10 protein-coding genes, 3 tRNA genes and 3 rRNA genes are annotated in these 24,837 nt (G+C 32.9%); 15 read left to right on the top strand and 1 reads right to left on the bottom strand.

The window, feature by feature from the left end:
- Positions 1-25: 25 nt before the first annotated feature.
- The 11 genes from CLOCEL_RS14100 to CLOCEL_RS14050 all read left to right on the top strand — a co-directional run bounded on the left by CLOCEL_RS14100 (position 26) and on the right by CLOCEL_RS14050 (position 11,419).
- Entirely contained in the window at positions 26-712 is a 687-nt protein-coding gene (locus CLOCEL_RS14100) for an ATP-binding cassette domain-containing protein (RefSeq protein WP_010074605.1), read from the top strand.
- Positions 713-880: 168 nt separating this feature from the next.
- On the top strand, positions 881-1,348 hold the full coding sequence (locus CLOCEL_RS14095; RefSeq protein WP_010074604.1) for a chemotaxis protein CheX: 468 nt from the start codon (positions 881-883) through the stop codon (positions 1,346-1,348).
- 119 nt (positions 1,349-1,467) lie between these two features.
- The gene (locus tag CLOCEL_RS14090; RefSeq protein WP_010074603.1) at positions 1,468-2,529 is read left to right on the top strand and encodes a DNA polymerase IV; all 1,062 of its coding nucleotides are present in this window, start codon (positions 1,468-1,470) and stop codon (positions 2,527-2,529) included.
- A gap of 425 nt (positions 2,530-2,954) precedes the next feature.
- Entirely contained in the window at positions 2,955-3,575 is a 621-nt protein-coding gene (gene ytaF / locus CLOCEL_RS14085; protein WP_010074602.1) for a sporulation membrane protein YtaF, read from the top strand.
- 264 nt (positions 3,576-3,839) lie between these two features.
- Entirely contained in the window at positions 3,840-5,564 is a 1,725-nt protein-coding gene (locus CLOCEL_RS14080) for a phospho-sugar mutase (RefSeq protein WP_010074601.1), read from the top strand.
- A gap of 654 nt (positions 5,565-6,218) precedes the next feature.
- Positions 6,219-7,733, top strand: a 16S ribosomal RNA gene (locus CLOCEL_RS14075).
- A gap of 108 nt (positions 7,734-7,841) precedes the next feature.
- A tRNA-Ala gene (locus CLOCEL_RS14070) sits at positions 7,842-7,917 on the top strand.
- A gap of 6 nt (positions 7,918-7,923) precedes the next feature.
- Positions 7,924-8,000: transfer RNA gene (locus tag CLOCEL_RS14065), tRNA-Ile, on the top strand.
- Positions 8,001-8,246: 246 nt separating this feature from the next.
- Positions 8,247-11,151, top strand: a 23S ribosomal RNA gene (locus CLOCEL_RS14060).
- Positions 11,152-11,220: 69 nt separating this feature from the next.
- Positions 11,221-11,337 (top strand): 5S ribosomal RNA (gene rrf, locus CLOCEL_RS14055).
- The 16S, 23S and 5S rRNA genes sit together here with 3 tRNA genes alongside, the layout of an rRNA operon.
- Before the next feature lie 7 nt (positions 11,338-11,344).
- Positions 11,345-11,419, top strand: a tRNA-Asn gene (locus CLOCEL_RS14050).
- Between the two features lie 149 nt (positions 11,420-11,568).
- On the opposite strand, the gene CLOCEL_RS22370 is transcribed toward CLOCEL_RS14050, so the two are convergent.
- Positions 11,569-12,300 carry a ComEC/Rec2 family competence protein gene (locus CLOCEL_RS22370; RefSeq protein ID WP_278184417.1) on the bottom strand — a complete coding sequence of 244 codons (732 nt, stop codon included), beginning with the start codon at positions 12,298-12,300 and terminating at the stop codon, positions 11,569-11,571.
- Positions 12,301-12,574: 274 nt separating this feature from the next.
- Between CLOCEL_RS22370 and CLOCEL_RS14040 the strand changes: the two genes are divergently transcribed.
- The 4 genes from CLOCEL_RS14040 to CLOCEL_RS14025 all read left to right on the top strand — a co-directional run bounded on the left by CLOCEL_RS14040 (position 12,575) and on the right by CLOCEL_RS14025 (position 24,701).
- Positions 12,575-13,291, top strand: coding sequence for a lysophospholipid acyltransferase family protein (locus CLOCEL_RS14040; protein ID WP_010076695.1), 717 nt, complete (start codon positions 12,575-12,577; stop codon positions 13,289-13,291).
- A gap of 497 nt (positions 13,292-13,788) precedes the next feature.
- The gene (locus CLOCEL_RS14035) at positions 13,789-16,845 is read left to right on the top strand and encodes a chitobiase/beta-hexosaminidase C-terminal domain-containing protein (RefSeq protein ID WP_010076694.1); all 3,057 of its coding nucleotides are present in this window, start codon (positions 13,789-13,791) and stop codon (positions 16,843-16,845) included.
- A gap of 399 nt (positions 16,846-17,244) precedes the next feature.
- Positions 17,245-19,191: a S24 family peptidase gene (locus CLOCEL_RS14030; protein ID WP_010076693.1), complete on the top strand. Its 1,947-nt coding sequence runs from the start codon at positions 17,245-17,247 to the stop codon at positions 19,189-19,191.
- A 173-nt stretch (positions 19,192-19,364) separates the two neighbouring features.
- Positions 19,365-24,701 (top strand): diguanylate cyclase, encoded by a 5,337-nt coding sequence (locus CLOCEL_RS14025; RefSeq protein ID WP_013291796.1) that lies wholly within the window; start codon positions 19,365-19,367, stop codon positions 24,699-24,701.
- The last annotated feature ends 136 nt before the right edge of the window (positions 24,702-24,837 follow it).

Raw genomic sequence — 24,837 nt, 5'->3', positions numbered from 1 at the left:
AACATATTAACTTGGAGGTGATAATTTGGAATATGCAATAATGACTAATAACTTATGTAAGAATATTAACGGAAAATCAATAATTAGTAATATAAATCTTCGAGTTAAAAAAGGAGAAATATATGGTTTTTTAGGTCCTCAAAATGCTGGTAAAACTACAATTTCAAATTTACTTAGCAATTTAATAAAGCCAAGTATGGGGGAAGTATACATTTTAGGAGAAAATATTTTCAACTTGCAGTATCGCAAATTGAAAAAAGTAGGTATAATGATAGATAAATCAATATTTTATAATAATTTAACTGTAATGGAAAATTTACAAATACATTGTGAATATATTGGTGACAAGAACATAAAAATTATAAATAACATTTTAGAGGCTGTAAATCTAATTGATATCTCTAAAACGATTGTAAAGAACTTAGAGGTGAAAGAAAAGAGACGTTTAGCAATAGCGAGATCTTTAGTGTCTATGCCAGAGTTAGTAATTTTAGATGAACCGCTTAAAGGATTTAGTATTATAGAAATCGATAATATACTAGAACTTTTTAAGTGGATAAATTATGAATATGGAACGACGATTTTTATTACAGCTGAAACTTTAACTTCATTGCATTGTTTGGCTGATACTATTGGAGTTATTATAAGTGGTACTATTGTTGAAGAAGTTTCAATGGCAAATATAAAAAATACAAATAGAATAAGCATATAAATTGTTTAGTAAAGTTTATTACTGCAATCTGTTTATTGGAGTTTTATAAAAATCATTAATCTCATGTGAGTTTAGAAAAAATAAGTTTAATCAAAGGTATGTATATTTTTATTATGTAATAACTATAATAAAATTGATATAAAAACAATTTATTTAGGAGGTAAGGAAATGAATGTAGAATACATATCACCATTTTTAGCTGCTTGTGCAGAAATTTTCAAGCAAGTTCTTAACCGAGAATTTACAAAGAAACAACCCTTTGTTAAGCAAGGATTAATACCGCTACATGATGTATCAATCTGTATTGGGATAAATGGAGATGCTAAGGGAAACTTTTATTTAAACATGTCTAGGGATACGGCTATGAGTATAGCCTCAACAATGATGGGGGGGTTCGAGGTAAATGACTTAGATGAAATAAGTACAAGCGCTATTTCCGAGTTGTGTAACATGATTGGTGGTCATACTGGAATGCAGTTTGCTGCCAAAAGCTTAACTATTGATATTACACCTCCAGATATAATTGTCACCTTGCCACATGCAGCATCTCAAAGAAATTATAAGAACCAAACCATATGTGTACCATTGATGATAGAAGATACTGGAATAGTGGAAATAGATATATCAGTTGAATAATTGTTAAGAGCCATATAAATGTAGAATTGTTATCGCATTTATATGGCTTTTTTATAAAGATTATAGATAATAAATATGTTAGAATTAGCTTATATATTTAGGTGGCTTTGGAGGATGGGATGACAAAAAGAATAATAATGCATGTAGATATGGATGCTTTTTTTGCATCTGTTGAAGTTCTTGATGACAAATCACTTAAAGGAAAGCCTATAATAGTTGGAGGAATAAGTGATAGAGGGGTTGTATCTACTTGTTCATATGAGGCAAGAAAGTATGGTGTAAAAAGCGCAATGCCAGTATATATTGCAAAGAAAAAATGTCCACATGGGATTTTTCTACCAGTTAGGTACTGGAGATATAAAGAAATCTCGAAAGAGATATTTAAGATATTTTGCAGCTTAACACCTTATGTAGAACCTTTAAGTATAGATGAAGCATATTTAGATTTAAGTTATATTAATGAAGATCCTATAGAATGTGCTAAGTACATAAAGCAGAAGGTGCAAAAGGAAATTGGATTAAATCTTTCCATAGGTATTTCATATAATAAGTTTTTAGCAAAGTTAGCTTCAGATTGGAATAAACCTAATGGGTTAAAAGTTATTACGGAGGAGATGATCCCTGAACTTTTATTTCCTCTTGAAATTAGTAGAGTATATGGTATAGGGAATAAGTCTGTAAAAAGACTTAATGATATAGGCGTTTTTAATATAGAACAGCTTTATAATTTACCAAAGGAACTTTTAAGAGAACTTATGGGGAAGATGGGAATTGAAGTTTATGAAAGGATTAGAGGATATGATAATAGAGAAGTTGTGGTAGAAAGGGAAAGAAAGTCTATAGGAAGAGAAACTACATTGGCTAAGGATGTAGAACAAATAGAGGAATTAAAAGAACTGATATATGAGTTTGCAAAGTCAATTTCAAAAACATTAAAGGCTAAGAATATTAGTGCAAAAAATGTTACAATAAAGATCAAGACGGCTGATTTTAAAAGCCATACAAAAAGCAAAACCTTAAATCATTATATAGTTGGGGAAGAGGATATTTTTAAAGAGGCTTATAATATTTTAGAGAATCTTGATATAAAAGATAAGATACGTTTGGTAGGTGTATCAATGTCTAGTTTCAAAGAAGATAAGTTAGAACAAATATCAATATTCAATAGCTTAAGTTTATAGAACTACAAATTATATTTAGGAATGCGGAATGTTAAAGTGACAACAAAATAATTAATGAAGATTAAAAGTATCACTGAAAAGTATAAAAATATAAAAAATTAATAAAAAATATATACATCACCTATTGATTTATTAATAGAATGGTGATATATTTTTTCTATAATAAGATTTCAAAACAATAGCACCATCAAAATGCTACTTGAATAAGTTCTTATTATAAAACCTAGGTCTTCTATGCTTTTAAGGGAAGATGCCCCTTTCTCTTAAAGCAAAAGGAATTTAAGGCAAATATTTGTTTAGAGCAGTGGATAGGAACTATGGCAGTAGGTTTCTGTCCGCTGCTCTATTTCTATGATACGACACAGTAACCACAAGTTTTACAAGAGAATATACTATTATTGAAACCCTGCATAGGAGGAGTACAAGTGCAAGTAGTATCTTCTCTTCTATTAGCTATATCTGCTAGCCTAGATTGTTTTGCAGTAGGTGTGGCTTATGGAATAAAAAAGATTAGAATTGGCTTGTTGAGTAACGTTATCATAGCTTTGATTTCTGCCATGGGTACTTTTTTATCCATGAGTGTTGGAATAGCATTAAGTAACTTTATGTCAATTAATATATCCAAGACTATTGGAGCGCTGATTTTAATAGGTATCGGTATATGGTTTATAGGTGAGTTTTATTTTAAAGACAAAGGTAATGAAGTAAAAAAGAAACATGACAATAAAGGAAATACAAATTACAAGGAACTGTTAGATGATCCCTATATAGCTGATAAGGATAAATCAGGATATATAGATGTGAAGGAAGCTATGACACTAGCTATAGCATTAGCAATAAATAATATTGGATTAGGGCTTGGAGCTAGTATAACGGGATTAAATATTATTTTAACGACTATTATAACTTTTTTCTTAAGTATAATAACTCTGATAATAGGATATTATTTTGGTGAGGGATATTTATCAAAGGTTTTTGGTAAGTATGCCGCTCTTATATCTTCAGTAATTATCCTTTGCTTGGGGATATATCAACTGTTTTTTTAAAAATATAAACTAAAAAATGTATAACTAAAAGCTATTTCAAAAGTCAATTTGAGATAGCTTTTTCAAATATATAAGCTCTGATTAAAAAGTTATATTTATTTTATAAATGATATATGTATTAAATCTAGAAAAATCACTGATGAATATATATTGAAATTGAGAAATTAAGCAGCATGACTTAAGGATTAATATAGAAGATATAATGTATATTAGCGATAATATGAAGAAAAAATAGTTATAATATAATTAAAAGGAGCGTTTTACATGGAATATAAGAATACATATAAAAAATGGGTGACAAATACTTTTTTTGATGAGGAAATTAGAAACGAGTTACTTTCTATTGAAAATGATGAGAAAGAAATAGAGGATAGATTTTATAGAGATTTAGAATTTGGCACAGCAGGGCTTAGGGGAAAACTAGGGGCTGGTACTAATAGAATGAATTTGTACATAGTTTCAAGGGCAACTCAAGGTCTTGCAGACTATATATGTGAATATGGATCGGAGTATATGAAAAGAGGAGTTGCTATTGCATATGATTGTAGGTATTTTTCAAAGGAATTTGCAAAAAAAGCTGCTTTAGTTTTGGCTGGTAATGGTATTAAGGTTTTTCTATTTGAAAGTTTAAGACCTACTCCAGTTTTATCTTTTACTGTTAGGCATTTAAAAACTATTTCTGGAATTGTAGTTACAGCAAGTCATAATCCAAAAGAATATAATGGATATAAGGTTTATTGGGAAGATGCAGCTCAAATTGGTCAAGAGTGTGCAGATTCCATAACAGAAAAAATCCTTAAAATAGAAAATTTTGAGGAGATAAAAATGATGGCGGAGGACGATGCTATAAAAGCAGGTCTTTTAACTACCATTGGAAAAGAGATAGATGATTTATATATTGAAAAAGTAAAAGGTCTTGCTTTAAGAGAGGATATAGATAAGAAGATAAATGTTGTGTATACCCCTCTAAATGGTACTGGAAATATATTGGTTAGGAGAGTTTTAAAAGAGAGAGGCTTTAACAACATATCAGTAGTTAAAGAACAAGAATTGCCAGATCCTAATTTTACTACGGCGCCATTTCCGAACCCAGAGGATCCTAGAGCTTTTGAATATGCGGAAAAACTAGGAGAAAAATTAGGAGCTGAGCTTTTAATAGCCACAGATCCTGATTGTGATAGACTTGCAATAATGGTAAGAAATCAAGAAGGACGGTATATAGCCTTCAATGGAAACCAAACAGGAGCTATATTAGTAAATTATATATTAGAAGCGAGACAAGAGTTAGGTATGCTTCCAACAGATAGTTTCATAGTTAAGTCAATTGTAACCGGAAATTTAGGGGTTGTAATAGCAGAAAAATATTCTGTAAAGAGCTATGAATCTTTAACTGGCTTCAAGAATATTTGTGGAAAAGCTAATGAACTTGAGAAAGATAAAAAACATAAATTTATTTTTGGTTATGAAGAAAGTATAGGTTATGTTACCGGTGACTTTGTTAAGGATAAGGATGGTGTTATATCATCTATGATGCTTTGCGAAGCTGCAGCATATTATAAAAAACAAGGGAAATCTTTGATAGATGTACTAGAGGGATTATATAAAGAATTTGGCTATTATAGGGAAAAGCAAATTTCTCTTGTTCTTGAAGGAATAGAGGGAAGTAAAAGAATAAATAGGATGATGGAAGTATATAGGGTAGAATATCCAAAAGAAATTAATGGAATAAAGGTTAAGCAATTTGTTGATCATAAATTTGATACTATATTTGATCTTACGACTGGAGAGAAAAACAAAACAGGAATTCCAACATCGAATGTTCTTAAGTTTATTTTAGAAGATGGTTCATGGTATGCAGTAAGACCTTCAGGAACAGAACCTAAGATTAAGTTATATATATATTCAAAAGCTGTTACTGCTAATGAATCAGAAGAAAAAATTAAGATAATCGAAAAAGTTATTTTAGACAAACTTCAATCTGTAGAGTAAATATCATTTTTAAATTTGAGTTGCTACTATATTATTTATAGTAGCAACTATCTATTAGGGCTTACACTACCACTACAAAATTTATTTAAGATTAAAATTACATAAAGAATTTATAGACATATTGAAAAATCAATATACATTATGGTGAGTTCTGTTGAGACATATATATTTATATAAAAATAAATTCTTAGTGGGGAATTTAATGAATAAAATTAGTTATATATAGGGATTATATAAATGTTATTTAGTTTCAATATTGAGTAAAAATTTTGCTAGGCGCAATAAACTGTATCTAGTGTGTCAATAATGAAAAAACGTAGAAAATTAGAGGAAAACATAGAATTCGACATATAAATTTAATTAATGATAATATATGGATGTGATTGTTATACAAAATGTGATAAAATAGTTTTTGTCCTTCAGAGATAGGAAAAACAAGTCAACTAATAACAGTTATTAATATAAATTGTTTAAAAAATATCAAAAAAGTTGTTGACAAGTAATTCTGAAGTTGATATACTGAATAAGCTGTCGGATGACAGTAAGTAAGTTGAAAAAATGATTGATCTTTGAAAATTGAACAGAAGAACAAGACCAGACAAATTCTGAGGTTTTAAAATAAAAACCAAAGTCAAGATTAGAACTCAAACAATTTAAATTGAGAGTTTGATCCTGGCTCAGGACGAACGCTGGCGGCGTGCTTAACACATGCAAGTCGAGCGATGAAGCCCTTCGGGGTGGATTAGCGGCGGACGGGTGAGTAACACGTGGGCAACCTGCCTTATAGAGGGGGATAGCCTTCCGAAAGGAAGATTAATACCGCATAAAATGCAATTCTCGCATGAGAGATGTATCAAAGGAGCAATCCGCTATAAGATGGGCCCGCGGCGCATTAGCTAGTTGGTGAGGTAACGGCTCACCAAGGCGACGATGCGTAGCCGACCTGAGAGGGTGATCGGCCACATTGGAACTGAGACACGGTCCAGACTCCTACGGGAGGCAGCAGTGGGGAATATTGCACAATGGGGGAAACCCTGATGCAGCAACGCCGCGTGAGTGATGAAGGCCTTCGGGTTGTAAAGCTCTTTGATTAGGGACGATAATGACGGTACCTAAAGAACAAGCCACGGCTAACTACGTGCCAGCAGCCGCGGTAATACGTAGGTGGCAAGCGTTGTCCGGATTTACTGGGCGTAAAGGATGTGTAGGCGGATTTTTAAGTGAGATGTGAAATACCCGAGCTCAACTTGGGTGCTGCATTTCAAACTGGAAGTCTAGAGTGCAGGAGAGGAAAGTGGAATTCCTAGTGTAGCGGTGAAATGCGTAGAGATTAGGAAGAACATCAGTGGCGAAGGCGACTTTCTGGACTGTAACTGACGCTGAGGCATGAAAGCGTGGGGAGCAAACAGGATTAGATACCCTGGTAGTCCACGCCGTAAACGATGAATACTAGGTGTAGGGGTTGTCATGACCTCTGTGCCGCCGCTAACGCATTAAGTATTCCGCCTGGGGAGTACGGTCGCAAGATTAAAACTCAAAGGAATTGACGGGGGCCCGCACAAGCAGCGGAGCATGTGGTTTAATTCGAAGCAACGCGAAGAACCTTACCTAGACTTGACATCTCCTGAATTACCCGTAACTGGGGAAGTTACCTCTTTGAGGTGACAGGAAGACAGGTGGTGCATGGTTGTCGTCAGCTCGTGTCGTGAGATGTTGGGTTAAGTCCCGCAACGAGCGCAACCCTTATTGTTAGTTGCTACCATTTAGTTGAGCACTCTAGCAAGACTGCCTGGGTTAACCAGGAGGAAGGTGGGGATGACGTCAAATCATCATGCCCCTTATGTCTAGGGCTACACACGTGCTACAATGGCGAGTACAACGAGACGCAAGACCGTGAGGTGGAGCAAATCTATAAAACTCGTCCCAGTTCGGATTGTAGGCTGAAGCTCGCCTACATGAAGTTGGAGTTGCTAGTAATCGCGAATCAGCATGTCGCGGTGAATACGTTCCCGGGCCTTGTACACACCGCCCGTCACACCATGAGAGTCGGCAACACCCGAAGTCCGTGAGGTAACCGTAAGGAGCCAGCGGCCGAAGGTGGGGTCGATGATTGGGGTGAAGTCGTAACAAGGTAGCCGTAGGAGAACCTGCGGCTGGATCACCTCCTTTCTAAGGAAAATGACACAGTAGTTTTACTTGTAAGACACTGTGTCCACTGGGTCTTTCTTCTGTTCAATTTCCAGAGATTAATCTTAATAGATTTAATCTTTTGGTCCCGGGGGATTAGCTCAGTTGGGAGAGCACCTGCCTTGCACGCAGGGGGTCAAGGGTTCGAATCCCTTATTCTCCACCATATTGAGGGCTTATAGCTCAGCTGGTTAGAGCGCACGCCTGATAAGCGTGAGGTCGATGGTTCGAGTCCATTTAAGCCCACCATTTGTTCTTTGAAAATTGCATAAGATATTAAAAACCAAGTAAAGTTATTTATATAAACTTTGTATAATTAAGACTAATTTAATTTGATAAGATTAACCGATAATGTGTTAATTAGACCAAATTAAAAAATTGATAGAACCAAGCAGTGCAAGGAACTGAAGACTCGAGGAAGCGGAGTTTACTTATGTAAATGAGCACCGCAGAGGCGAAAGTGACGAAGCAATGCGCAGGTTATAGCAATTTTTAGGTTAAGCTACAAAGGGCGTATGGTGAATGCCTTGGCACTAGGAGGCGAAGAAGGACGCGATAAGCTGCGATAAGCTTCGGGTAGGCGCAAATAGCCAGTGATCCGGAGATTTCCGAATGGGGAAACCTATGCATCAAACGATGTATATCCTGTAGTGAATACATAGCTACATGAAGCCACACCTGGGGAACTGAAACATCTAAGTACCCAGAGGAAGAGAAAGAAATTCGATTTCCTAAGTAGCGGCGAGCGAAAGGGAAAGAGCCCAAACCAGAGATTTATCTCTGGGGTTGCGGAATACTCATAAAAGCTAGAGTTTGTTATTCGAAGATAGCTGGAAAGCTAAGCCATAGAGGGTAATAGCCCCGTAGGAAAAAGCGAATGATAGCGAGAGTATATCCAGAGTACCACGAGACACGTGAAACCTTGTGGGAAGCAGGGAGGACCACCTCCCAAGGCTAAATACTACCTAGTGACCGATAGTGAAGAAGTACCGTGAGGGAAAGGTGAAAAGAACCCCGGAAGGGGAGTGAAATAGAACCTGAAACCGTATGCCTACAACCGGTCGAAGCACCATATGAGTGTGACGACGTGCTTTTTGTAGAACGAGCCAACGAGTTACGGTATGCAGCAAGGTTAAGTACTTAAGGTACGTAGCCGAAGGGAAACCAAGTGTGAACAGCGCGACTAGTTGCATGCCGTAGACCCGAAACCGGGTGACCTATCCATGGCCAGGTTGAAGCGAGGGTAAAACCTCGTGGAGGACCGAACCACATTGGTGTTGAAAAACCATGGGATGAGCTGTGGATAGCGGAGAAATTCCAATCGAACTCGGAGATAGCTGGTTCTCCTCGAAATAGCTTTAGGGCTAGCGTCGGGTAAAATGAGTAATGGAGGTAGAGCACTGAATGAGCTAGGGGCTGACAACAGTTACCGAACTCTATCAAACTCCGAATGCCATATACTTTTACCCCGGCAGTCAGACTGCGAATGATAAGGTCCGTAGTCAAAAGGGAAAAAGCCCAGACCATCAGCTAAGGTCCCCAAGTGTAAGTTAAGTGGAAAAGGATGTGGGATTTCTAAGACAACTAGGATGTTGGCTTAGAAGCAGCCACTCATTTAAAGAGTGCGTAATAGCTCACTAGTCAAGAGATCCTGCGCCGAAGATGTCCGGGGCTCAAACTTACCACCGAAGCTATGGACTCCGTAAGGAGTGGTAGAGGAGCTTTCTGTATGGGCAGAAGCAGTACCGGAAGGAGTTGTGGACTGTACAGAAGTGAGAATGTTGGCATAAGTAGCGAGAATTAAGTGAGAATCTTAATGGTCGAAAACCTAAGGTTTCCTGGGGAAGGCTCGTCCGCCCAGGGTTAGTCGGGACCTAAGCTGAGGCCGAAAGGCGTAGGTGATGGACAATCGGTTGATATTCCGATACTACTATTAGCGTTATTATCGATGGGATGACGCAGGAGGATAGGGTGTGCCAACTATTGGATGTTGGTCTAAGCATTTAGGGGTGTACGTAGGCAAATCCGCGTGCTAATACTCTGAGGTGTGATGGGGAGCGAAATTTAGTAGCGAAGTACCTGATTCCACGCTGCCAAGAAAAGTCTCTAGAGAGCAAAATAGTACCCGTACCGCAAACCGACACAGGTAGGTGAGGAGAGAATCCTAAGACCAGCGGAAGAATTACAGTTAAGGAACTCGGCAAATTGACCCCGTAACTTCGGGAGAAGGGGTGCCTAGCGCAAGCTAGGCCGCAGAGAATAGGCCCAAGCAACTGTTTAGCAAAAACACAGGTCTCTGCTAAAGCGAAAGCTGATGTATAGGGGCTGACGCCTGCCCGGTGCTGGAAGGTTAAGGGGATTGCTTAGCGCAAGCGAAGGCATGAACTTAAGCCCCAGTAAACGGCGGCCGTAACTATAACGGTCCTAAGGTAGCGAAATTCCTTGTCGGGTAAGTTCCGACCCGCACGAATGGCGTAATGATTTGGGCACTGTCTCAACTGTAAATCCGGCGAAATTGTAGTGCAAGTGAAGATGCTTGCTACCCGCGATTGGACGGAAAGACCCCGTAGAGCTTTACTGTAGTTTAGCATTGAGTTTCGATATTGTCTGTACAGGATAGGTGGGAGACTGGGAAATAGGGCCGTCAGGTTCTATGGAGTCAACCTTGGGATACCACCCTGACAGTATTGGGATTCTAACGGAAACCCATGAATCTGGGTGCCGGACATTGTTAGATGGGCAGTTTGACTGGGGCGGTCGCCTCCAAAAAAGTAACGGAGGCGCCCAAAGGTTCCCTCAGAACGGTCGGAAATCGTTCGAAGAGTGCAAAGGCAGAAGGGAGCCTGACTGCGACACCTACAAGTGGAGCAGGGACGAAAGTCGGGCTTAGTGATCCGGTGGTTCCTCGTGGGAGGGCCATCGCTCAACGGATAAAAGCTACCTCGGGGATAACAGGCTGATCTCCCCCAAGAGTCCACATCGACGGGGAGGTTTGGCACCTCGATGTCGGCTCGTCGCATCCTGGGGCTGGAGAAGGTCCCAAGGGTTGGGCTGTTCGCCCATTAAAGCGGCACGCGAGCTGGGTTCAGAACGTCGTGAGACAGTTCGGTCCCTATCCGTCGCGGGCGTAGGAAATTTGAGAGGAGCTGTCCTTAGTACGAGAGGACCGGGATGGACTGACCTCTGGTGTACCAGTTGTTCCGCCAGGAGCATGGCTGGGTAGCTATGTCGGGAAGGGATAAACGCTGAAAGCATCTAAGCGTGAAGCCCACCTCAAGATTAGATTTCCCATAGCGTAAGCTAGTAAGATCCCTTGAAGAACACAAGGTTGATAGGTGAGGGGTGTAAGCATGGTAACATGTTCAGCTGACTCATACTAATAGATCGAGGGCTTAACCTAAACAAAGTTTTTAATATCTATGCAATTTTCAGAGAACACTCTGAACTTTAAAAGAAATTTTAAAGTGTATCCAGTGATTATGCCTGGTAGGTAACACCCGTTCCCATTCCGAACACGACGGTTAAGCTACTAAGGGCCGATGATACTGCAGGAGAGGTCTTGTGGGAAAGTAGGTTGTCGCTGGGTTTAATGTTCCGCGATAGCTCAATGGCAGAGCATTCGGCTGTTAACCGAAGGGTTGGAGGTTCGAGCCCTCTTCGCGGAGCCATTTTTATTTTTTCAGAAGTATTAGATGTAGAGAGTTAATTTAAGGTGATTTTTATAATCATTTTAAATTAACTCTTTTCTCATTATTCATTTTCTTATGTAAGTATAGGATTAAGCAGAATCTACTGTAAGTTCTTAAGTAGTGTGTTTTTAAGTTTTTCTATATATTGTATTTCCATTACTTATTAGAATTATATTCCCCTCTTTTGAAGTAGAGAGATACGGGATTTTAAATTTACCTAATCTATTTATTGTTGAAACACTAGGATGACCGTAGGAATTTCTTTTACCAACACTTATAATTGCCAGAGAAGGAGACACTTTAGATAAGAATTCTTCAGAAGTTGAAGTTGAACTCCCATGGTGACCTACTTTTAAAACGTCAGAATTAATATTAAAACCTTTAGCTAAAATTTCTTCCTCACTTGTTTTCGTTGCATCACCAGTTAATAAAAAAGATGTATCTTTGTATACAACTTTTATAACTAAAGAATAATTATTGCCATCATCATAACAAGTTCTATTAGGAGAAACAATAAAAAACTTTAAATCAGGATTGATTACAAAAGTATCTCCAGCCTTAAGAAATTTTAAGGAACTGTGATCTTTTTTTAGTTGATATAAAATATCACTAAATCCTTCTGTATTTGAAGCCATTCTGGGACAATAAAAATTTTTAGCTTTAAAATTCATCAGTATTGGAACCATGCCACCATAATGATCTTCATGAGGGTGAGTTAGGATAAGGTTATCAATGGACTTTATTTTTTCTTTTTTTAGATAGTTTATTACATTAGAGGAATACTCCTCAGAGCCTGAATCAATAAGTGTTGATGTGCCATTATAGTTAATTAATATACTATCTCCTTGATCAACATCAATAAAAGAAAATATTACGATATTTTTATCAGGGTTTGCTTTTATGCAACCTGTTAAAAATATAAAGAGAAGAATAGAAGAAATGAATAATATTAAAAACTTATAATATACTTTCCTAAAAATGATTGTATTCTCCTTTCAAGTATATAAACGCTACCTAATATTATTGAACATAAGTTTAGAAAATATACATAACATTTTCTAAACTTGCTTTTTATAGAGGCTATTAGTATAATTGAACCTGAAGATATTTCCGAAGGAAGGATAGGTATTATTTATGAATTATTTAAGAGTCATTTCATTTTTCATTTTTTCATATTTGCTTAGGATAAAGTTAGAATTTTTAAAGAAGACCGCATCTAAAGATACTATAGAAGCCTTTATAAACAAGTGGGTAAAAAAATGGACATATATAATGAATAGTAGCTTTAAGGTTTCAACTGATATAGAAGGGATAGAAAACTTGCCAGAGGGAAATTGTTTGTTCATAGCAAATCATCAAGGTATATATGATATTATCGAAATGATAGCTGTGATGCCTAAAACGATGGGGTTTATTGCTAAAAAAGAAATGCTAGGTAAACCGATTTTTCCTTATTGGATGGAACAAATAAAGTGCGTTTTTTTAGATAGAGAGAATCCACGAGAGGCGATTAAGACTTTAAATAAAGCTAGCGAATATTTAAAAGAAGGTTATTCAATGACTTTATTTCCAGAGGGAACAAGGAGTAAGGATGGACAAATAGGAGAATTTAAAAAAGGAAGTCTTAAGATTGCAACCAAAACTCCACACATACCAATTGTACCTGTAGCAATTGAAGGAACCTATAAGGCTTTTGAAGAAAATAAGCGTTTCAGAAGTACAAAGGTAAAAATGAAGGTTGGTAAGCCTATATACATAGAAGAACTCTCACAGGAGGATAAGAAGGATCTAGCACAATACTGTGAGATAGTTGTTAAGAATCTTTATAAAGACATGATGGGTGAAAATTAATTATATTCAAAGCTCTAGATATAAGAAATTATCATAAAATCTAACTTTAAAATGTATTAAACCAATGTTATTAAAAACAATATATTAACCTAGAAAGTAATAACTTTATTTATCTAAGTAAATTGTGTTGATTTAACAAGTTAATAGATTATAAAAACACTTAATATCTTTAAAGGTATTAAGTATTTTTTGTTTTAAATTATGTACCATTTATATAACTATATCAAAATATTAGTTTTTTAAAATTTTTATATTTATTCGTTATAAATTACAATATGTATTTTTATATAAAATAGAAATTTCTTATATTGCAGTAATTTAGATTGTTATTACCGGTAAATGAAATATAGTAAATGATTTAATGTAACCCCTTGTATGTAAAAATTAACTTTTTATTATATTTATTTACATAAAGCTATATTAAATGTTATATTATATCATGAATTATTAAAAAAATTGTAAAGAACAATTATTTCTAGAAAGATGCAGGTACATAAATGAAAAGAACAAAAAAGATGGTGAAAGCTATATTGACTTGCGCTATGGTAGTAACAATGGTTTTCCCAAATGTACAAAAGGTTTTTGCTGAAAATTCTGCTTTTATTCTTAATGAAGGTGAAGTTTTACCAAGAAGTGTAGATAATTCTGAATTACCATTTTTCCCTGTTATTAGTGATCAGGGGGCATTAGGATCTTGTTCTACATTTTCTCAAACTTATTACCAAGCTACCTATATGAATGGCATGGCAAAAGGATTAGATGTAAAAAATAGTACTGATGGATCCAATATTCTTTCCACAAAATGGACATATAATTTTGCAAATGGTGGACAAAATAGAGGCGCTTATGGAATGGATTGCTTTATGGAGCAAGGAGTACCAACTAACAAGGAATTTCCATACGATGGAAGTGGAGCGGAGCAGAGTTATAGGGAGTGGTCAGTAAATGAAAATACTTGGAAAAATGCTTTTTCAAATAAGGTTGATAAGTTTGGAATTCTTTCTATAAATGATGGAACAGATACACCAGTAAAAAGTGTAAATGATAGTACATTAACAAAAGTAAAAGAAGCCTTAAGTAAGGGATATGTTTTAACTACTGATATTGATATATTTGATTTAAAATATTTGCCAGTAAAAGATAACAATACTACAACTAATGATGATAAATATATTGGACAAGCAGCTGTAGGTATAAGTGAGGATACCGCAGACAAACCTAGACATGCCATTACAGTTGTTGGCTATAATGATGATATTTGGGTTGATATAAACGGGGATAATGTAAGAGATGTACAAGAAATGGGAGCTTTCAAGATAGCTAATTCATGGGGAAAAGCTTGGGGAACTGATTTTGATCCATTAGATGGTGAAAGCACCAAGAGTGGTTTCGTATGGGTGTCTTATGATGCAATAAATACAGTTTCATTACTTCCAAATGTACCTACGTCAGAATATAAAAGAAAAAGTGTTTTTGGAAGCTTTACTTGGATGACAATGAAATCGACAAATACACCATATCTAATTGCGGCTATTGATATTATGCATCAAGAAAGAAATCAATTACAGTATGAGATTGGTTATTCTGATATAAATGAAACAGAACCAACAGTAACATACAAACCTAAAACAGTAAATGCTGATAATGGATCATGTACATTTAATGGATTAAGTGGAACAGAAGTAGCTGGTAAGATATTAATAGATTATTCAAATCTTATTAGATTATCGAATTTTACAAATGGGGAAAAGAAATGGTATGTGAAGATAACAGACACAAAAGTTGATGGATTGAGTGGTAAAAATATATCTTTTAAATTGATAGATCCAGTAACGAAATCTGAAACTTTTGCGGTTCAAGGAGCTACAGTAGATGGCAATTCAATAACATTAAGTATGAACTATCAATTAAGCCCAATTAATAATCCAGCAACTAAGTGGGCTTATAAAAAAGGTATTAATAACGAGGATTATAATTTTTCAAGCAATACTGTAAGCTATGGAAATAAAATATATACATATGACATGGTAAATCATGACTTAGTTCAGTATGATACTGATACAAGTTCATGGAGTGTATATGATCAAACTTGGCCAGAACTTTCTAGTATTTCCAAAATGGTTTGCATTAATGGAAAAATATACGTTTTTAAAACTAATTCAATTTATACAGTGGATACTATAAATTCTCTTGATGTTTATGATATACAAAGCAAGACTTGGGAAACAAAACAGGCCATGCCTCAATATAGACTTGGAGCAGCAGTTTCAGCGTGTAACGGAAAGATATACGTAACTGGTGGAAAAGTGTGCACTTTTATAGAGAATACTTCTAGAAGAAGAGTTTCACTCACAAATGAGATTTTAGAATATGATCCAATATCAAATACTTGGATAACCAAAACAAGTAACCTCATGTATAGACAAAATGCGTCAACTGCAGTTGGGGATGGAAAAATATATCATATAACGGGAAATAATGGATCTGGTGATATATATACTGTTGAAGAATATGATCCAATGAATAACACAACTACTATAGTAAAGGATATACCGAAAGAAGTTCCAATCGGAATGACTACTAAAATGGCTGCAAACAATGAAAAAATTTGCTTAATGTATAGTAATTTTACAATATATAATTCTACTTTTAATCCAGTAATTTATGAGTATAATATGAAAGATAATTCTTGGACAAAACAATATGAAGAACAAACAATTGAAACAATAAAAGATATAAAAGAATGTAATGGAAAAATATATGCATTCGCTGAGAAGTCTAATAATATATTACAGTATGATCCTGCAGTTCAAGTAACATCAAACAATGTAGAAAAAGTTGGTTTACCTTATTTTAGTCTGTTAAGTGGTAAATATGATACTGAACAAACTATAAAGATTAAATGTTCTACAAGTGGTGCTACAATCAGATATACAACTGACGGCTCTACACCAACTATTAATTCAAACGAGTACAAAGAACCTATAACTATATCAGCTGATACAAAAATTAGAACTATTGCGGTAAAACCTGGCATGGAGAATTCATATGTTAATTTTGTAGATTATAAGATAGGGGAAATATTACAAGCACCAGTATTTACACTTAGTGATGGTAGCTATAGAGAAGGTAAAAAACTTACTATGACTTCTTTAGAACCTTATACAAGTATAAAATATACAACTTACGGTTCAATCCCTACGGTAACTTCTGATGATTATAAAGGACCAATATATATAATTGGAAATGTTATTGTAAAGGCCATTGCAATAAGAAATGATGGAGAGGTATCTTCTGTTGCTAGTAACTTTTATAAAGTTAAATCAGTAATTGGTGATTTAAATGCAGATGGTAAAGTTACTGCTATGGACTTACTTGCAATAAGCACGTATATTAATGATCCAAGCTATAACTTCCTTATTGAAGATTATCTTTGGGGTGGAGATGTAAATGGAGATGGATTAATAAATACTGAAGATAAGACATTAGTATTGAATTACATCAAGGGGATAATAACTTCTTTCCCTAAGGAACAACAACTTGGTTTAGTTTAAAGAAGTATAAGAAAATGATTGTAGTATTATAGAAATCCAAATTTAAAAAATGGAGTCTCGTGATTTATAAATACCAACGGGGCTCTATTTTTTATTTTCTAATTGTAGTTGTGAAAAACAAATAATGAAATTAACTTCTGATAAAGATATATTTTAGATTATTTATATTATAAAGAATTCTTTATAATATTTTATTTCTAGATTATAATAGTATGAGGTATAAACTTAAAAAACTAACGATATTATCATAAGGTATAAGTAATGTATATGAAGCTTAATGTTAATTGATGAAAGATACAAATATAGCTATTTAATCAGTAATAAAAACAAGATATATTTAGTAATAATTTTTTATGGGATAGCTCCAGTTATGTTTCAATGAAAAGGAGGAGGATAAAAATGAAAAGATTTGTAACAAGTAAGCCAGTAAAGTTGACTATTATAAAAGGACCATCTGGAACAGGAAAAACTACATTAGCAATATTGAGATTATCCTACCTTCTTAACAACTATTGTCAAGAAGATAAAGATAGTGCAATTTTAATAACTAGAAACAGATTGTTGAGAGGATATGCGAGATATATATATGAAGGTATTTCTGGCAATGGACAGTTGACACTTTTCTCTCTTTTAAATATAGAGAAGGAAATACTAACGCTAGAAGGGTTAAAAAATCTGATTATTAAAAAGGTATTTTCCTCAGGATATAAGGTTATTAAAACCAAGGAAGAAGAAATAGGATTTTTGAAAAAAGCAATAGATGAAATAAAACTTAAGTTCAAGAAATCTAAACTTTTAAAAGACTATCAATATATAGATTTTATTTTAGAAGAAATTAATTTTATAAATTCAGAAGGAATATCTTCCTTAGAAGTTTATCAGAATGTAAAAAGATATCGTAACATTCCATATCCAGAGAATATTAAAAAATTTGTTCTTAGGAAGAATTCGCTAGGTAGAGAGGTTATATATAGAATTAACGAAGCGTTTAATGAGATTACTAAAAGCCAAGGCTATATTAAGAAAGAAGCTAAAACAAATTTAGCTATTAGTCTTGCTATAGAAAATAATATTAAATTTACTCATATAATAATAGATGATATAGATAAGTTTACTAGATCAGAACTAGAATTGATAAAGGTTTTAGCTAGTGAAAAGCAACATTCAACAGTAACGCTTACATCACGAAATCGAAAAGCAGTACTACCATACTCTTATTTGGGAAAAGGTAGAACTCTTAAGGCTATTGATTTGCAAGGGAAAACCATTCTGTTAAAAGATAGTTATAGAACTAATAAAAGTATATGCGATTTTGCAGAAAGCTTAATGGAAAAGGGGAAAAGTAGAAATACTTTACTTAAGTCATCCTTAGTAAGTGGTATAGGAGAATATCCGATTCATAGGAATTTTAGTTTGGAAAAGGAAGAATATCTATATATAGCTAGATTAATAAAAGAAGAATTAACAAGAAAAAATAAGTATAAGGACATAACTATATTAATTAAAGAACACCATTATTTGGAAAGGTTAAAAATGTTCTTTTATAGTAATCAGATACCATATGTTTTTTTAGATGGTAAAGAATTTGAATCAAACAAAGAAGCTGTAAGAATATCTACTTATGATATTTATAGTGGACTAGAAAATAGAATTACTATTATTTGTGGAGTAAATGAAAGTAGCTACAATAGAGAAGAACATAGAAGATTTCTATATGATCAAATACTTTCAACTAAAGAGAAACTATATATCACTAGTTCAGGAAAGCCTTCTATATTTTTAGATGAGGTAAGCCCTAAGTTATTTAAAATTGATGATAGACAATATAGTGATAAAGGACTTGAACATTATACTTTCTTAGATTTTACAAGAGATAAAAGAATAGAACTTATAAAGGATATTACTTTATCTAAGAATTTATCAATAAAATCTGAAGATTCATATGTTGATGTAGAAGAGTCAGAGCTTAAAAGGATACCAGTGTTTAATAATATAGCAGCAGGTAGTCCAATATTAATAAATGAAGAGGAAAGTGATGGATTTTTCTTACCTAAGGCTTTTCTAAAGAATAATAAAGAATTTTTTATGTTAAAAGTTAGCGGTGATAGTATGATAAATGCAAATCTTAATAATGAAGATTATGTAATTATCGAAAGAAGTGCCCAGGTAGATAATATGCAGATAGCTGCTGTTGCTATAGGGGAAGAAGCTACTCTTAAAAGGATTAAAATAAAAGGTAATAGTGTAACTTTAATATCTGAAAACCAAAATTATCCACCAATGATGGTTCATAGTAAGGATGTAAGGATTTTAGGTAATGCTGTAGGAGTAATAAAAAAAAGATAGAAATATATTGGATTAGACTTAGAATTACTAGAGTTTTCTAAGTCTTTTCTTTTTTATGTAATTTTATTTATATACAAGAATTTATATTAGATGTTAAAAATCATTATCCTACATAAAAAAAGTAAATTATGCTATAATATAAATATTGATATATAGTCGCTGGGGGAATGGCAATGGAACTTATAAATGACAATTATAAGCTTGAAGAAAAGCTTTATGAGAATACTGATATTGAAGTGTTCCGAATAATGGATAATAATCTTTGCAAAAAACAAGCCTATCTTCACATATTAAAGGAGAACAAAAGTTATAAAAATGATATTGAGCATTTAAATCATGTAGGACAATATATTTTTGAACTAAATATTGATGGGACTATAGAATTTGAAAATACTGTAGTAATATATAATATTGATGGTAAACGATTAAGCAATAAAATGTTTGGATACATAACAGCTGTTTACGATCTTGATATGGATTTTGAAAAAGAAATTCAACAATTAAAAACTGCTGAGAAATGTGAAATGTTTTTAAAAATTTGTTCCGTAATCAATACATTGCATTTAAAAGGTTTTATTTATGGAAGCATTCACCCTAGAAATATCGTTAAGGATGATAATAACGAATTTAAATTAAAGGATTTAGCTACCATAGAGCTTGAAAAGAATAATTTCTGGGAAAGAAGCGTTAAGGACGACATATATAACGCTCCAGAACTTTTTAGAACTAAGGAATATACAGCAAGTACTGATATCTTTTCTCTTGGTATGCTATTTTTTACTATGTTCAAAAAAGAGATTAACGAAAAATCTTTTGAGAACTATAAGGATATCTCATTAATTATTACTAAAATGATACAAGATAATCCGAAGAAAAGATATAAGCATGTGACTCAGATAATAAAGGATTTCAATAAAGCTTTAAATACTAAAGTACAGGCATTTAATATAGAAGATTTAGAAAAACTTACTTATAATTCAGAATTTATCGGAAGAGATTATGAATTAAAACAGATTTTCTCCCACTTCGAGGAAATGAAAAAAAAGCAAAGTAAGTTCAATGTTTTCACAATAACAGGACAAGTTGGTATAGGTAAAACTAAAATGTGTCAAGAACTTTATAATAAATTTCTTCTAGAGGATGCAGAAACCTATTTTGTTCAGTTATCAAATAAAAGTGATTATGATAAAGCGCTTCCTAGAATAATGGAGGATATGATTAGTGTAGCACCGAAGAATTTGGTATATAAGTATTATGATGACATCAGAAATCTTCTTAGTGAAGAATATTTTGAATTACTTAAATTGCCAAGCAAGCATGAAGAATATAAATTGATAAGTAGAATAGCAAACTTTATATGTGAGTTTGCAAAAACTAAACCTATGGTAGTAATTATTGACAATATACAGTACCTAAGCAGATTCATACTAAAAGTAATTGAATTTTTAAGTGTTGTAAATTCAAATACTGAAAATATCTTGTGTATTTTTTCTTATGGTGAACTCCAAGATAATGAGTGTGAAAATCTAAGATTCCTTGTTGATAGGATGAAAAAAACTCCAGAGTATCATGAAATAAAATTAACTCCTTTGAATGAGATGGAAACTATTAATTTAGTTAGGAAACTGTTGTATTTACCGGAGAATACAATAAAATTTCCTCAAAAGATGTACAAGGAAACATTAGGAAATCCTTTATTTATTAAGGAAGCAATACGAAATTTAGTTTTAAACAAAACTATATATATAAATGAGGCTACAGGACAGTGGTATAACAAGTATAGTGACGTAAATGAAATTCCGATACCACCTAATGTTAAACAAGCTATAGAAGTTCAAATACAATCACTAAATTTGGAGGAAGAAGGACTTCTAGAGAACTTATGTATATTTGATAGTGCTGTTGATATTAATACATTATCAAAGGTTGAGAATGCTACTAAGATGCACATATACAAGCATATAGAGAACTTGATTGCAAGAGGAATTCTGGTTGAAAAAATAGGTGATCTTGGTTATTTGTTTGATTTTTCTAATAAGATGTTTAAGAAGATAATATATTATCGCATGGAATTGGGGATTAGAGAGAGAAAGCATAAGCTTGCAGCAACTATTATCGAAGAAAAAGTATTCAACGGGGAAAATAATTGTCTTGAGGAATTGATATATCATCTAGAAATGGCAAATGAGAAGGAAAAGGCAATAGAGTATTGTATAAAAACCGCAAATAAGTTCCAAGAAATATATCTTTATGACTCAGCTATAGATTTTATGAATAAGGCTATAAAGCTTGAGAAAAAGACCACTAGAAAAAAAATGGAGTTATATTCTCAAATTGCTTATTTATATAATTTAAAAGGAGAGATACAAACATCTTTAAGTAATTATGAGAAAGCTAGGAAAATTGCACGGACTCTTAAGGACAAAATAAGAGAAGTTGATATGATTTTATTTATTGGTGACTTATATAACGCTAATGTTGATATTGAGAAGCTAGAAGAGCATGTTGATATGGCTAAATCGATATTAAAAGGAATAAGTTATCAAGAAGGAAATATAAAAACTCTTCTTTTAGAAGCTTATATTGCAATTATTAAAGAGGAATATCAACTTTCTTTAGAACTATCTATAAAGGGGTTAAATCTTTGCCAAGAGAAAAATATTGCATTAAAGGCTAGGTTCTATTTAAATATAGGTAGTTATCATTATCTTACTGGTGATGGACAAAAAGCTATTGAATGTTATAAGATAAGCTATGATTATGCCAAAGTTGATGATAATCCAAAGGGACAAATATTTGCTCTAAATAATATTGCTGTTGTTCACCAAGATATTTTCCAAGATAATATAATAGCACTAGACAATTTAATGGAGATAAAAAAACTCAGCGAAAAATATAATCTTCAAGATATAGAGATTCTAAGCTACTTAAACATTGGAATTACTTATTATAATGAGTATCTATATAAAGAAGCAGAATATTATTTAAAAATGGCAATAGAAAAGGCGGAATTTTGTAATTATACTACTTACATTTATAGTGGATACCTATCATTAACTGAATTATACACATCTACTGGAGATGTTGAAAATGCATACTATTACTATCAACTAATAAAACAATTTTTGACTAAGTACCCATACCAGGGAAATAGTACCCTTGATTATTATTGGGCTATTGCCTACAATAGTTTTTTCACTGGTAATATCCAAAGGGCTAAAAAGTATTTTAATTTAAATTACAAAAGCTTTTTCGATAAGAAAAATTTAAGAGGTATAAATTGTAGGCTTTATTTAAGTAGGATTGAAATACATGAAGACCATACAGAACAAAACATTGAGAAGTACATAGAAGAATTAAGAGATATGTTGAGTGAGGTAATTAGTGATGAGTTTAAGCTTGTAAAATGTTATGAAGCTAGAACTTTTCTGGATATTTATGGAAAGGGGCAATTGATAGATGATTTTTCTTCGGAAATTAATCTTGACTCATTGCTTAATAGTGAAAAAATAAATATACGAATTGTTAGCAACTATTTCAAAAGTTTATTAGTTTCTGATAATAAAGAAAAAATAAAATATCTAAATAATTGTGTTAATTTGAGGTTTAATGGAAATGCAAAGAACATTGAATGGAAAGTATACAATGATATAGGAAATTGCCTTAAAAATGATAATGATTATATAAATGCTATAAATTATTATTTAGAAGCTTGTGATAAGATTAAAGATATGATTTTGGCTTTACCAGTTTCATATAGAAGCGACTTCATAAACTTTAATAAATTAATGAAACCCTTTAATAATTTAATTGCTATATTATTAGAAATAGAAGCTAATATCGAACCGTTATCGGATATTAAAGAGATTAAAAGTGAAGAAGATATTGAAAAACTAATAAAAATTACTAATTTTAGAGAAATAGTTAACAATGAAAAGTTCTTCACCTTAGTTCAAAAAAACTTTGATCAGGAAAACCATAATACTATTGTTGATATTGAAGCAATTATAAAAAATCTTAATAGTGATCCTTTAGTAAGTTTAGATATTATTATCAAGTATCTTGTTAGGACGACATTATCTTCTGAAGGTTATATTTTAAGCGAGCAACTCGAGGGAAATAATAAGGTCATGGCTTCTTTCAACGGGTCAATATCTTATAGTTTTCATAATTATATTTTAGAAAAGGTAAGAGCAGAAGAAAAGCCTATATTAGTTACGGTTAATGATGTAGAAAATCTAAAAATCAGAGAAGGGCTTCTTCCTAATAGTGCGAAGGCAGTAATGTGCATTCCTATATATAGTGATAAAAAAGCTAATAAAACCGAGAGTGACATAGAGAGACGAAATAAACAAAATGAGCCTTTGATAATCGGATATATACTATTAGTTTCTAATAAGCTTATAAATAAGTTTGATAGTGAATCTCTAGAACGTGCTTTAGATATTATACCTTTAGTTACATTTATTATTGAAAAACATCAATTAGCTATGATTGCATCTATAGATAAACTTACAAAGGCATACACTAGAAAAGCACTAGAAAGTTATATGATTCAACAACTTGAACATTCTAAAAATAATGATGAAGAATTCTCACTTATTATTTTTGATGTTGATAAATTTAAAGATATTAATGATACCTTTGGACATCAAACAGGTGATTTAGTGCTTTCTAGTATCTGTAAGGTGATTCTTAGTAGTATAAGAAAACATGATATTTGTGGTAGGTATGGAGGAGAAGAGTTTATAGTGCTCTTGCCAAATACTTCGACAAATGAAGCTTTAGAAATTGCTGAAAGACTTAGGATTAAGGTTGAAGAAGCAAAAATACTTGGGGATAGAAGGGATGTAACTATAAGCTTAGGTATTTCATCTTATCCAATACATGGAAGTGATATATCTAAGTTAGTAAAGCGTGCAGATCAAGCTCTTTACATGGCAAAGGAGACTGGAAGGAATAAGAGCTTTTTATGGGAAGCAGCTTTATCAAAACATGCTAATGTAACTAATAAACTTACAGGAATAATTACTTCCGATGCACAAGCTAACTTTAAAAGAGTATCTACTATGATAGAAATTTCTGAGTTAATAAAGGATGACAAGCTTCTTAGAGATAAAATATATGATATTCTTGGCAAGATTATAGGGATGACTAATAGTGAAGAAGGTACATTGATAGTTAAGAAGGACTTAAACAGCAATGAAATATATAGTAGAAAGAGATTAGAAAGTGGATTTATAACTACAAGAAATTTTAATTACTCAGTTATAAATAGCGTAATTGATAATGGCAAAGCTTTGACAATGGTGGATTGGGAAAACTATACCGAACTTAACGCCTCATCAGATATTCCAAATTGGAACTCAATAGCTGTATGTCCGTTGATTAGGCAAGCTCAAGTTATAGGTGTTTTATACCTAACAGTACCGATGAAAGAAAAAGAATTTGGATTTGAAGAACTAAACTATCTATCTACTCTAGCCCAAATTGTAGCTGGAATCATATAAATTTTCTTTATATTTGTAAGGTTATAAGTTTGTTTTGGTAAATGCCTTACAGATGAGAATAATTGATGTGTATATGCTATATAGAGTAAATTATTAGATATAAAGTTGAGAAAACGAGTACAATTAAAAAAGTTTA

The organism is Clostridium cellulovorans 743B, assembly GCF_000145275.1.
Lineage (GTDB): Bacteria > Bacillota > Clostridia > Clostridiales > Clostridiaceae > Clostridium_K > Clostridium_K cellulovorans.
This window is presented reverse-complemented; position numbering and strand designations above follow the sequence as displayed.

What these genes read in the sequence shown, in the direction of transcription:
- CLOCEL_RS14095 (WP_010074604.1), top strand. Translation starts at nt 881, where the DNA reads ATGAATGTAGAATACATATCACCATTTTTAGCTGCTTGTGCAGAAATT.
- CLOCEL_RS14090 (WP_010074603.1), top strand. Translation starts at nt 1,468, where the DNA reads ATGACAAAAAGAATAATAATGCATGTAGATATGGATGCTTTTTTTGCA.
- CLOCEL_RS14080 (WP_010074601.1), top strand. Translation starts at nt 3,840, where the DNA reads ATGGAATATAAGAATACATATAAAAAATGGGTGACAAATACTTTTTTT.
- CLOCEL_RS14040 (WP_010076695.1), top strand. Translation starts at nt 12,575, where the DNA reads ATGAATTATTTAAGAGTCATTTCATTTTTCATTTTTTCATATTTGCTT.
- CLOCEL_RS14035 (WP_010076694.1), top strand. Translation starts at nt 13,789, where the DNA reads ATGAAAAGAACAAAAAAGATGGTGAAAGCTATATTGACTTGCGCTATG.
- CLOCEL_RS14030 (WP_010076693.1), top strand. Translation starts at nt 17,245, where the DNA reads ATGAAAAGATTTGTAACAAGTAAGCCAGTAAAGTTGACTATTATAAAA.
- CLOCEL_RS14025 (WP_013291796.1), top strand. Translation starts at nt 19,365, where the DNA reads ATGGAACTTATAAATGACAATTATAAGCTTGAAGAAAAGCTTTATGAG.